Raw genomic sequence first — 12,093 nt, 5'->3', positions numbered from 1 at the left:
GTAGCCGGGGGCCTGTAAACCTAGGCGTATCGCGGGTTGACTCAGCATACGCAGGCGGTTATGGTTCGGACAGTGCGCTGCTTTGTGCATTTATTTTGACATTCTTGCCGGGTTTAACAGAGTCATGGACAAAATTGATCATCACCGCCGTAAATGGCTGGCGCTAGGTGGCGCTGCTATGGGCATAGCGCTGCTTCCAGGGCAGGCGTTTGCCAGTCTTTCCACCGCTCGACCGCGTATTTTAGTGCTGAATAACCTGAATACCGGTGAATCTATTAAAGCCGAGTTCTTTGACGGCAAAGGTTACAATAAAGAAGAGTTGGTGCGGTTAAATCATCTGTTCCGCGATTATCGCGCCAACAAGGTTAAATCGATCGATCCCCGCTTGTTTGATCACCTTTATCGTCTGCAGGGGCTGCTGGGCACCAGCAAGCCGGTGCAGCTGATCTCCGGATACCGTTCCGTAGATACCAACAACGAATTGCGCGCACACAGCCGCGGCGTGGCCAAGCACAGCTACCACACCAAGGGCCAGGCGATGGATTTCCACATCGAAGGTATCCAATTGAGTAATATCCGTAAAGCGGCGTTAAAAATGCGCGCCGGTGGTGTAGGATATTACCCACGTAGCAACTTCGTACACATCGATACCGGCCCGGTTCGGACCTGGTAACCGCTGTGCCGTCAGTGAATAACGCCGCCCCTTGCGGAAGCGGCGTTATTGTCGTTGGAGCCTTATGAAATACCATCTTATTCCCGTTACCGCTTTTAGCCAGAACTGCAGCCTGATTTGGTGTGAAAACACGCAGCAAGCGGCGTTGGTCGATCCCGGCGGTGAAGCGGAAAAAATCAAAGCGGAAGTCGCGCAGCAGGGGGTGATGATCACTCAGATCTTGCTGACTCACGGCCATTTGGATCATGTTGGTGCGGCGGCGGAGCTGGCGGACCATTATCAGGTGCCGATTTACGGCCCGGATAAAGAAGACGCTTTTTGGCTGGATGGTTTGCCGGCGCAGAGCCGGATGTTCGGGCTGGAAGAGTGTGCGCCGCTGACGCCGACTCGCTGGCTGTCAGAAGGTGATGAGATGCAGGTGGGCGAAATGACGCTCAAGGTGCTGCACTGCCCCGGGCATACGCCGGGCCACATCGTCTTTATCAATGAGCAAGCGCGTTTGGCGCTGGTGGGCGACGTGCTGTTTAACGGTGGCGTAGGGCGCAGCGACTTCCCGCGCGGTGACCATCAGGCGCTGATCGCCTCTATTCGCACCAAGCTGCTGCCATTGGGCGACGATATGCGCTTTATTCCTGGCCACGGCCCGATGTCGACCTTTGGCCACGAGCGCCAGACCAACCCGTTCCTGCGCGAAGAGCCGGCAGTGTGGTAGCGATTATTTCCCGGCAGAAATAATCAAGGGCGCATAGAGCGCCCTTTTTTTATGATTTATGACCTGTGTCGATGCATTTAGAGCACGGCGACGATGGCTTCACACAGCGGTGCCATGTTGTCCGGCGTCATGCCGGCCACGTTCACCCGGCCTGAGTTCACGGCGTAGACGCCAAACTCTTCGCGCAGACGCAGCACCTGTTCTTTGGTCAGACCGCTGAAGGAGAACATGCCATTCTGCTGGATGATGAAGCTGAAGTCCTGTTGGGCGCCTTTTTCCTGCAGGGTGTTCACGAACAGCTGACGCATGCGGTGAATGCGCTGGCGCATGTCGGTCAGCTCCTGCTCCCACATCGCGCGCAGCGCATCGTTACCCAAAATGGTGGCGACAACGGCGGCGCCGTGTGACGGCGGGTTGGAGTAGTTGGCGCGAATAGCCGCTTTTACCTGGCTGAAGGCGCGATCGGCGGTTTCGGCATCGGCAGCTACAATGGTGCAAGCGCCGACGCGCTCATTGTACAGACCGAAGTTTTTTGAGTAGGAGCTGGCGACAATCAGCTCTTGATGTTTGGCGGCGAAAATACGCAGGCCCTGCGCATCCTCTTCCAGACCTTTGGCGAAGCCCTGGTAGGCGAAGTCGAACAGAGGCAGCCAGCCATTGGCCACGGAAAGCTCAGCCAGCTGTGCCCACTGTTCCGCCGTTGGATCGATACCGGTCGGGTTATGGCAGCAGCCGTGAAACAGCACCACATCACCGGCCTGGGCCTGTTTCAGGCTGTTCAGCAGGCCGTCGAAATCCAATGCGTGGTTGGCGGCGTCGTAGTAGGCGTACTCCAGGACTTCCAGGCCCACGGCGCTAAAGACGTTCTTGTGGTTCGGCCAGCTTGGGTTGCTGATCCAGATGCGCTTGGCGCTGGTCTGGTTGGCGATAAAGTCTGCCGCCACGCGCAGGCCACCGGTGCCGCCTGGCGTCTGTGCGGTGCGCGCGCGACGATCGGCGACGATCGGGCTCTCTTTACCGAACAACAGCACTTGCGTGCAGCTGGCAAACGCCGGGATGCCTTCAATGCCGAGATAGTTTTTGGTGGTCTCATTTTCCAGCAGATATTGTTCAGCTTTCTTTACGCTGGTTAACACCGGGGTTTTACCGGTTTCGTCTTTATAAACGCCAATCCCTAAATTGATTTTATTCGGGCGGGCGTCGGCGCGGAAAATGTCGGTCAGGCCCAGGATCGGGTCGGCGGGTGCGGCGGTGATTTTTTCAAACATGTCAGGTGCTTCCAAATCTCGGAGTTAAGCAGACAGAAGCATCAGGGTAGCGCCAGTTATCGGCTTTGCCAACCGTTTGCGATAAAAACACCGCGATCTTGTGAACGGGAAGGATTCGACAGAAAAAATGATGGGGAAGGGGAAATCTGCAGGATAAAACGTTACCGGAAGACACAAATAAAAACAGGGCCGAAGCCCTGTTTTTTAACTTAGCCGACGGTATACCGCCGTTAAGCGAGACAACTTAGAACTGGTACACCAGACCAACAGCTACGATATCGTCGGTAGCGGTGCCGGTTGCTTTGGTGAACTCGTTGTCATCCAGCAGGTTGATTTTGTAATCAACGTAGGTGGACATGTTTTTGTTGAAGTAGTAAGTGGTACCAACAGAAACATATTTAACCAGATCCTGGTCAGAACCTACGCCTGGGACGTTCAAGTTTTTACCTTTAGACTGCAGGTAAGACACTTCTGGACGCAGACCGAAGTCGAACTGGTACTGAGCAGTCACTTCGAAGTTCTGAGTTTTGCTCGCGAAGCCACCGCACTTGTCATCGGTAGCTGCACAGCCTGGACCGAAGTTACCGCCGCCGAACGGGGTCATGTTACGGGTTTCTGCGTACATCGCCGCCAGGTAAACGTTGTTGGCGTCGTATTTCGCACCCACGGTCCATGCATCAGCCTTGTCACCACGCTCGTTGGAACGCAGTTTCTGGTCGTCGGTACGGTTGGAGGAAGCGTATGCAGCGCCGAAGCTTACGCCTTCGCCGATGTCATAAGTAGAGGAGATACCCCAGCCGTCGCCGTTTTGTTTCTTGACGTTACGACCGTCGTTCTGGTTTTTGCCCTGGTATTGCAGAGCGAAGTTCAGACCGTCAACCAGACCGAAGAAGTTGTTGTTACGATAGGTCGCAACGCCGTTGGTACGGCCGGTCATGAAGTTGTCGGTGTAGGTGTAGGTGTCGCCACCGAACTCTGGCAGCATATCGGTCCAGCCTTCCACGTCGTACAGTACGCCGTAGTTACGGCCGTAGTCGAAGGAGCCGTAGTCAGCGAATTTCAGACCGGCGAAGCCCAGACGGGTTTTGGTGCCTTCGGTGCCCTGAGATTCGGAGTGGTTAGCCTGGACGTTGTATTCCCACTGGCCGTAACCGGTCAGTTGGTCAGTAATCTGAGTTTCACCTTTGAAGCCGAAACGAACATAGGTCTGATCGCCGTCGTTACCTTTGTCGTCGGAGAAGTAGTGCAGACCGTCAACTTTGCCGTACAGATCCAGCTTGTTGCCGTCTTTGTTGTAGATTTCAGCTGCGTTTGCTGCACCAGCAGCCAACAGAGCCGGGATAACCACTGCAAGAATGTTGCGCTTCATCATTATTACCCTCATTGGTGTTATTCGGACACCTTTGCCACTGCCGCCAATAATTCTTTGGGAACTATTGTTGATAGATTGGTGTCGTCCTGTGTCTGAACGCAGTGTTCCATTCACAGGCGGGTTAATCTAGGACGAAAATGATACCAATGTCCCAATCAGGTTGCAAAAGGAAAGTATGTGTAACCAAATGTAATTTTTCGGGAACTTTGTGACGTGCGTCAATATTAAAAAATGCGAAAGGCCAGCGAGGCTGGCCTTTGTTTTGTAACGAAATCGTTTAAAAAACGAGTGATCGTATAAATTAGAAGCTTGCGTTACGTGGCGTGCGTGGGAATGGAATCACATCGCGCACGTTTTGCACGCCGGTGACATAGGCGATTAAACGTTCAAAGCCCAGGCCGAAACCGGAATGCGGCACGGTGCCGTAGCGGCGCAGATCGCGATACCACCAGTAGTCTTCTTTATTCAGACCCATCTCTTCCAGACGCTGATCGAGCACGTCGAGGCGTTCTTCACGCTGCGAGCCGCCGATGATTTCGCCGATGCCCGGTGCCAGCACGTCCATGGCCGCAACGGTTTTGCCGTCTTCGTTCATGCGCATATAGAACGCTTTGATGTCTTTCGGGTAGTTTTTCACCACCACCGGCGCTTGGAAGTGTTTCTCCGCCAGGTAACGTTCATGTTCGGAAGAGAGATCGATACCCCAGGAAACCGGGTTTTCGAAGGTTTGGCCCGAGGCCAGCAGGATCTCAATGGCGTCGGTGTAGTCCACCTGGGCGAAATCGGAAGAAACGAAACGCTCCAGACGAGCGATAGCGTCTTTATCCACGCGCTCGGCGAAGAATTTCAGATCGTCGGCGCGTTCATCCAGCACCGCCTGGAACACATACTTCAGCATGCTTTCGGCCAGGCCGGCAACGTCGTCCAGCGTCGCGAAGGCCACTTCCGGCTCGATCATCCAGAATTCCGCCAGGTGGCGGCTGGTGTTGGAGTTTTCGGCGCGGAAGGTTGGGCCGAAGGTGTAAACCTTCGACAGCGCGCAAGCGTAGGTTTCGCCGTTCAGCTGGCCGGAAACGGTAAGGAAGGCTTCCTTACCGAAGAAGTCTTCGCTGAAGTCGACGGCGCCCTTGTCGGTGCGCGGCAGGTTTTCCAGGTCCAGCGTGGACACGCGGAACATCTCGCCGGCGCCTTCGGTATCGGAGGCGGTGATCAGCGGGGTGGACACCCAGAAATAGCCATTTTCATGGAAGAAGCGGTGAATCGCCTGCGCCAGCGTATGACGCACGCGCGCCACGGCGCCGATCAGGTTGGTACGCGGGCGCAGGTGAGCCACTTCGCGCAGGTATTCGATGCTGTGACGTTTGGCCGCCATCGGGTAAGTGTCCGGATCGTCGACCCAGCCGACCACTTTGATCGCGGTAGCCTGCAGTTCGAAGCTCTGCCCTTCGCCCGGTGAAGCGACGACTTTGCCGGTGACTTCAACCGAACAACCGGTAGTCAGATGCAGCACTTCATCCTGATAATTCGGCAGAGAATTATTAACGACGGCCTGTAACGGATCAAAGCAGGAACCGTCATAGACGGCCAGGAAGGAGATACCAGCTTTTGAATCTCTCCGGGTACGTACCCAGCCGCGTACGGTGACTTCACTGTCAACCGCAGCACGACCTTGCAGTACGTCGACTACAGGCACTACGCTCATAGATTTCTCTCTTTAATAATTTGGTTTAGAAATAGCTTACAACCCAAGAATATGGGGGTAATGGCTATGTTACTTGCCGCGGTGCAGAGCACAAGCAGAAATCATCGGATTGGCGCAACATTTATTGCGGCTGACTGAAAAGAGGGCGGTCGGGATAAAAACAAAAAAGCCGGCGCGTGAACCAGGCCGGCTTTCTTTCTATATAGAGGCGGTTCAGCTGGCTTTCTTCACCAGCGGCAGATCGAAGGCTTTGCGCAGGGCCCTGACGAAGGCCTGGTCCTGGCAGATGGTCTTGCCGGGGCTGTCGGAGAGTTTAGCCACCGGCTTGCCTTTGCATTCGACCAGCTTGATCACGATATTCAATGGCTTAACGCCCGGAATATCGCAGGTCAGGCGCGTGCCGATACCGAAGCTGAGATTGATGCGCTGATAGAAGTGGCGATAGAGCGCCAGCGCTTTTTCCAGATCCAGGTTGTCCGAGAACACCAGCGTTTTGCTCATCGGATCGATGCCCAGTTTCTGATAGTGGGCAATGGCTTTCTCACCCCACTCGACGGGATCGCCAGAATCGTGGCGCAGCCCCTGATAACGCTCGGCGAACTGCGGGCCGAAGTCGCGCAGGAAAGCATCCATGGTAATGCAGTCGGTGAGCGCGATGCCGAGCTGATCCGGGTATTCATCCAGCCAGGCCTGCAATGCGGCGCGCTGGCTGTTGGCCAGCACCGGGCTTATCTGCTGATGCGCCTGGAACCATTCATGCGCCTGCGTGCCGACCGGCGCCAGGCCGAGCTGATGAGCCAGATCGTAATTGCTGGTGCCCGACAGGTACGGGAATTCGGCCTGCAAGGTGCTGACGATGGCCTGCTGCACGCCCTGAGAGAAACGGCGACGGGTACCGAAGTCCATCAGCTTGAAGCGCGAAAGGTCCAGATCGCCCGCCAGCGCCTTGAACTGCGCCAGCTTGGTTTGCAGATGCGCCACCGCCTGTTCCGGCGTCGCCAGCGGCGAGCGCCGGCGGTGCACCACTTCACTGATCACCGCCAGCAACGGCACTTCCCACATGATCACTTCACGCCAGGGGCCGGCGATGCGGATGTGCAGTTTGCCGTCGCGGTTGTCGATGGTGACCTGCTGCGGATCGTAGCGGAACGTGCGCAGCCAGTTCAGGTAATCCTGACGGAAGAAGGGCAGATCCGAAAGATAAGCGAATTCGGCGTCGGTCAGCGCCAGCCGGCTCATCAGCGCCACCTGCGCGCGGATCTCGTCGGCATATTCGCCCAACAGTTCGTCGCCGCGGCAGCGGAATTCCGCCGCCACGCTGATCGCGGGATAGCGATGGAACACTGCTTGCTGCATATGAAGCTTATAAGCATCGGTATCAAGCAGTGATGTCAAAATCGGGGAAGCGTATTGAGTCATAGCGCGTTACAGCATCCTCGTCAGGCGCGTGTCCAAATCCGGATAATCATAAAAGTGGGGGTGGAGTATACCCGGATTATCCTGTTATTGAAGCTGCATCACACCATAAATCACCAAAGCGGGTCGAGGATTAAACGTGCCTTTATGACGGCCTGGCGGCGACGGGGAGAAAAAAAAGCCAGATATGCCTGTAAGGTGAATGACTTACCCTAATTAGTCATAAAAATTATAATGTTAATTATTTTAAACAGCGAATCAGATAAAGCCGGCTTCGGTATGCACGCTGACCCGATCCTTGCCGCTCTTTTTGCAAAAATAGAGCGCTTCGTCCGCCTGTTTGATCGCCGCCTGCAGTGCGGTGAACGCGTTGACCGGCGCGATGCCGCAGCTGGTGGTGAAATGCACTTGCCGTCCGTCGGCCAGGTGTAGCGTCAGGCGATGAGTGCGGGCGCGCAATTGCTCCATGATGTCCCGCGCGTTGTCCAACGAACAGTTACCCAGCAGCACCGCAAACTCTTCGCCGCCGTAGCGGCAGAAAATGTCGCTGGCACGGAACGCGCGTTGCAGCAGGTGTCCGAATGCCACCAGCGCCCGGTCGCCCACGTCGTGGCCGTAGCTGTCGTTGAGCTGTTTGAAGTTGTCGATATCGATCAGGCAAAAGGCCTGCGGGTAGCTGCCGTCGCCCAGCAGCTGAGATTCAAGGAAGAATTTACGACGGTTGTAGATATTGGTGAGCGGATCGAGGAAGGAAGAGGCCTCGAGCTCTTTAATCAGCAGTTGTTTCTCGCTCTCCAGCGAGACCTTGTCCAACTGGTATTGCCTGAGCTGCTGAATGGCGTCGCTGATGGCGATCAGTTCCTGGCTGTAGAAGGCGTCGTTGCGATCGATATTCATCTCACCGCGCGACAGCCGTACGATATTGTTGTGGGTCTTGGTCAGCCAACGGTTGATGCTGGTGCAGAACACCAGCGCCGGCAAAATGAACAGCAATACCACCAGGCCGGCAAGTGCGATCATGCCGTAAATGGTCGTCTGGCTGTCATAAATCTTGTGGCGCGAGGCGAGGGTTTCCAATTCGAAGCTGCGCTGATACAGCGCCTGCGAAAGCCCGCTCACATCGTCGACATAGCGCGAGATAAGCGCTGTGGGATAGGGCTTGTGGGTATCGATAGCGGTGTACAGCCCATCGGTAATCTGTTGAAGGCGTTCAGCGGACACCTGGGCGAGTAACGCATTGACGATGTCGGTGATTTGTCCATCGTCGTAGTTGATCTTCATGAAGATCAATCGGGTGCTCAGGGCGTTCAGCACGCCGGTCAGTTGAATGGACTTCAGATAGGCGTCTTTGCGAACCAGCGGGCTTACATTGACGTCGATAATCTGATCGCTCAATTCCGTCAGTGACATATTCAGCCGGTTATTGAGACGGATGGCCTCGAGAAACATAAAGGAGTCGGTATCCACCATCCGGGTATCGTAGGTATAACGGTAATAGCTCTTGCTGGTTTGCGAGATGTAATAGGCGCTGTTGATGTTGAACAGATTAGCGTTGGTGTTATTGATCTGCGAAAGCTGCAGGTTGTCATTATCCAGCAACTGTTCCATCAGGCCGATCATCGACAGCGCGGCAATTTTTTGCCGAACCCCGAGCTGTCTGGCGACCTCATCGTCCAGATGTTCGCGGATCCGGGTGATTCTCTCGCGCGCCACCCGATCGGCGGCCAAACATTGCGCGCGGGTGATCTGAGGATCGATCAGGCTCAATCGTTTGAGACGGTGAGCCTGCAGCGCCGCCTGGAAGGCTTCGGAGATTTCTTTGGCGCGATCAATTTTGTACAGGTTGAGTTGGTTGTCGCGGTAATCGGTATGGGCTTCAAGCAGCTCATCGACGATGAACAGAGAGAAGGAGGTCATCAGGCACAGGGTAAAAAAATAGATTGCGTATTTGATTTTCATAGTGCGAGTCATCCCTGGGCCTGATGCCGCAATTATACCACCATGCTGCCTGAGCCGCCTCAACTATGCCGGCGCCCCCCGATGGTGGTTTTTTAGCATTAAATGCTGATTTTTATTTGGCCATTGGTCACCCGCGCTGCCGCCAGACGGACGATTTATGATTTGCCTCTGATTTCTCTATCGTGGTCGCCCGGCGGCTCTGGGCTTTTCGGCCAGCTGTGATACAGTTTATTCACAATTCAGGCCCGCCGCGCGCTGCCGGGAAACACACCGGCTGCGGTACGAAGGGGAAGAGCGGCCTGGCACCTATAACTCACTGAGATGTTTAAGGGTTTTTATGACACAACAGCCACAGGCAAAATACCGCCACGACTATCGCGCGCCCGATTACACCACGACCGATATCGATTTGGACTTCAGTCTGGACGCGGAAACCACGCGCGTGACCGCCGTCAGTAAAATCAAACGTCAGGGCACGGTCGGTGCACCGCTGGTGCTGGATGGTGAAGATCTGACGCTGGTGAGCATTCAGGTCGACGGCCAACCGTGGAGCGCCTACCGTCAGCAGGATAACCAGCTGATCATCGATGAGTTGCCGGCACAATTCACTCTTACCATCGTCAACGACATTCACCCGGCGAAAAACACCGCGCTGGAAGGGCTGTACCTGTCCGGCGATGCGCTGTGCACGCAATGCGAAGCCGAAGGCTTCCACCACATTACCTATTACCAGGATCGCCCGGACGTGCTGGCGCGCTTTACCACCCGCATCGTGGCCGACAAGGCGCGCTATCCGTTCCTGCTGTCAAACGGCAACCGCATTGGCCAGGGTGAATTGGCCGATGGCCGCCACTGGGTGCAATGGCAGGATCCGTTCCCGAAACCTTGCTACCTGTTCGCGCTGGTGGCGGGGGACTTCGACGTGCTGCGCGACAGCTTCACCACCCGTTCCGGCCGTAAGGTCGCACTGGAGCTGTTCGTCGATCGCGGCAATCTGGATCGCGCCGACTGGGCGATGACGTCGCTGAAGAACTCGATGAAGTGGGACGAGACCCGCTTCGGTCTGGAATACGATCTCGACATTTATATGATCGTGGCGGTCGATTTCTTCAATATGGGCGCGATGGAGAACAAAGGGTTAAATATCTTTAACTCCAAATATGTGCTGGCGAAGGCGGAAACCGCCACCGACAAGGATTACCTGAACATCGAAGCGGTGATTGGCCACGAATACTTCCACAACTGGACCGGTAACCGTGTGACCTGCCGAGACTGGTTCCAGCTCAGCCTGAAAGAGGGGCTGACGGTGTTCCGCGATCAGGAGTTCAGTTCCGATCTGGGATCGCGCTCGGTCAACCGCATCGATAACGTGCGCGTAATGCGCGGCGCGCAGTTCGCCGAAGACGCCAGCCCGATGGCGCACGCCATCCGCCCGGACAAAGTGATCGAGATGAACAACTTCTACACCCTGACGGTGTATGAAAAAGGTTCTGAAGTGATCCGCATGATGCACACCCTGCTGGGGGAAGCGAACTTCCAGAAAGGAATGCAGCTCTATTTCGAACGCCATGACGGCAGCGCCGCCACCTGCGATGACTTCGTGCAGGCGATGGAAGACGCGTCCAACGTGGATCTGTCGCGCTTCCGCCGTTGGTATAGCCAGTCCGGCACACCGCTGTTGACGGTGCGCGACGAGTACGATGCGGAAACCCAGCAATATCGCCTGCATGTCAGTCAGAAAACCGCGCCGACCGCCGATCAGCCGGAGAAATTGCCGCTGCATATCCCGCTGGATATCGAACTGTACGACAGTGAAGGCAACGTCATCCCCTTACAAAAGGGGGGGCTGCCGGTCAACAATGTGCTGAACGTCACCGAAGCGGAGCAGACTTTCGTGTTCGACGGCGTGGCGCACAAGCCGGTGCCCTCGCTGCTGCGCGAGTTCTCCGCACCGGTGAAACTGGACTATCCGTACAGCGATCAGCAACTGACCTTCCTGATGCAGCACGCACGCAATGAATTTGCGCGTTGGGATGCGGCACAGAGCCTGCTAGCGACCTACATCAAACTGAACGTGGCGCGGCACCAGCAGAAGCAGCCACTGTCGCTGCCGCTGCACGTGGCCGATGCGTTCCGCGCGGTGCTGCTGGACGAAAAACTGGATCCGGCGCTGGCGGCGCAGATCCTGACCTTGCCGTCGGAGAACGAAATCGCCGAGCTGTTCGCCACTATCGATCCGGAAGCGATCGCCGCGGTGCATGAAGCGATCGTACGCTGCCTGGCGCGGGAGTTGGCCGATGAGTGGCTGGCGGTGTATCACGCCAACAAGACCGACGGCTACCGCGTGGAGCATGGCGAGATCGCCAAGCGCGCCTTGCGTAATGTGTGCCTGGGCTATCTGGCGTTCGGCGAAGATGTGGTGCTGGCGGACCAGCTGGTGAGCGAACAGTATCGCCAGGCGGACAACATGACCGACTCGCTGGCGGCGCTGTCTGCTGCGGTCGCGGCCCAGCTGCCGTGCCGCGATGCGCTGCTGGCGGCGTTCGACGAGCGCTGGCATCAGGATGGCCTGGTGATGGACAAATGGTTCGTGCTGCAGGGCAGCAGCCCATCGGCAGACGTGTTGAGCAAGGTGCGCGCGCTGCTGCAACACCGCTCGTTCAGCCTGAGCAACCCGAACCGCACCCGCTCGTTGATTGGCGGCTTCGCTTCCGGCAACCCGGCGGCGTTCCATGCCGCGGACGGCAGCGGCTATCAGTTCCTGGCGGAGATCCTCAGCGATCTCAACCAGCGCAACCCGCAGATCGCCGCGCGCCTGATTGAACCGCTGATTCGCCTGAAGCGTTACGACGCGGGCCGTCAGGCGCTGATGCGCAAGGCGCTGGAACAGTTGAAAGGGTTGGAAAACCTGTCCGGCGATCTGTACGAGAAGATCAGTAAGGCGCTCGACGCCTGATCTTTTCACGCTGATATAGATAAGGGACGGCCTGC

Annotated in this window: 8 protein-coding genes; 3 read left to right on the top strand and 5 right to left on the bottom strand. The window is 56.4% G+C overall.

Annotated features, from left to right (window positions below; genetic code table 11):
* Positions 1-124 precede the first annotated feature (124 nt).
* Both BVU99_RS19545 and BVU99_RS19540 read left to right on the top strand, forming a co-directional pair.
* The gene (locus tag BVU99_RS19545; RefSeq protein ID WP_025302289.1) at positions 125-673 is read left to right on the top strand and encodes a YcbK family protein; all 549 of its coding nucleotides are present in this window, start codon (positions 125-127) and stop codon (positions 671-673) included.
* Positions 674-737: 64 nt separating this feature from the next.
* Entirely contained in the window at positions 738-1,385 is a 648-nt protein-coding gene (locus tag BVU99_RS19540; RefSeq protein ID WP_025302290.1) for an MBL fold metallo-hydrolase, read from the top strand.
* 77 nt (positions 1,386-1,462) lie between these two features.
* Here BVU99_RS19540 and BVU99_RS19535 read toward each other — a convergent pair whose 3' ends face one another.
* The 5 genes from BVU99_RS19535 to BVU99_RS19515 form a co-directional block, all read right to left on the bottom strand.
* Positions 1,463-2,653, bottom strand: coding sequence for an amino acid aminotransferase (locus BVU99_RS19535; RefSeq protein WP_049204255.1), 1,191 nt, complete (start codon positions 2,651-2,653; stop codon positions 1,463-1,465).
* Between the two features lie 244 nt (positions 2,654-2,897).
* Positions 2,898-4,025, bottom strand: a complete 1,128-nt coding sequence (gene ompC / locus BVU99_RS19530) for a porin OmpC (RefSeq protein ID WP_025302292.1) — start codon at positions 4,023-4,025, stop codon at positions 2,898-2,900.
* Positions 4,026-4,326: 301 nt separating this feature from the next.
* The gene (gene asnS / locus BVU99_RS19525; RefSeq protein ID WP_004928205.1) at positions 4,327-5,727 is read right to left on the bottom strand and encodes an asparagine--tRNA ligase; all 1,401 of its coding nucleotides are present in this window, start codon (positions 5,725-5,727) and stop codon (positions 4,327-4,329) included.
* 213 nt (positions 5,728-5,940) lie between these two features.
* Positions 5,941-7,146 (bottom strand): nicotinate phosphoribosyltransferase, encoded by a 1,206-nt coding sequence (pncB, locus tag BVU99_RS19520; RefSeq protein WP_099817388.1) that lies wholly within the window; start codon positions 7,144-7,146, stop codon positions 5,941-5,943.
* A 255-nt stretch (positions 7,147-7,401) separates the two neighbouring features.
* Positions 7,402-9,102: a GGDEF domain-containing protein gene (locus tag BVU99_RS19515; protein WP_025302294.1), complete on the bottom strand. Its 1,701-nt coding sequence runs from the start codon at positions 9,100-9,102 to the stop codon at positions 7,402-7,404.
* 337 nt (positions 9,103-9,439) lie between these two features.
* Here BVU99_RS19515 and pepN point away from each other — a divergent pair, with 337 nt between their 5' ends.
* Positions 9,440-12,058 carry an aminopeptidase N gene (pepN, locus tag BVU99_RS19510; protein ID WP_089195727.1) on the top strand — a complete coding sequence of 873 codons (2,619 nt, stop codon included), beginning with the start codon at positions 9,440-9,442 and terminating at the stop codon, positions 12,056-12,058.
* The last annotated feature ends 35 nt before the right edge of the window (positions 12,059-12,093 follow it).

This window comes from Serratia sp. OLAL2 (genome assembly GCF_002752475.1).
Classification (GTDB): domain Bacteria; phylum Pseudomonadota; class Gammaproteobacteria; order Enterobacterales; family Enterobacteriaceae; genus Serratia; species Serratia bockelmannii.
This window is presented reverse-complemented; position numbering and strand designations above follow the sequence as displayed.

Bases quoted from the DNA above. Each gene is read 5' to 3' on its own strand.
- asnS (WP_004928205.1), bottom strand. From the start codon at position 5,727: ATGAGCGTAGTGCCTGTAGTCGACGTACTGCAAGGTCGTGCTGCGGTT.
- ompC (WP_025302292.1), bottom strand. From the start codon at position 4,025: ATGATGAAGCGCAACATTCTTGCAGTGGTTATCCCGGCTCTGTTGGCT.
- BVU99_RS19535 (WP_049204255.1), bottom strand. From the start codon at position 2,653: ATGTTTGAAAAAATCACCGCCGCACCCGCCGACCCGATCCTGGGCCTG.
- BVU99_RS19545 (WP_025302289.1), top strand. From the start codon at position 125: ATGGACAAAATTGATCATCACCGCCGTAAATGGCTGGCGCTAGGTGGC.
- pncB (WP_099817388.1), bottom strand. From the start codon at position 7,146: ATGACTCAATACGCTTCCCCGATTTTGACATCACTGCTTGATACCGAT.
- pepN (WP_089195727.1), top strand. From the start codon at position 9,440: ATGACACAACAGCCACAGGCAAAATACCGCCACGACTATCGCGCGCCC.
- BVU99_RS19540 (WP_025302290.1), top strand. From the start codon at position 738: ATGAAATACCATCTTATTCCCGTTACCGCTTTTAGCCAGAACTGCAGC.
- BVU99_RS19515 (WP_025302294.1), bottom strand. From the start codon at position 9,102: ATGAAAATCAAATACGCAATCTATTTTTTTACCCTGTGCCTGATGACC.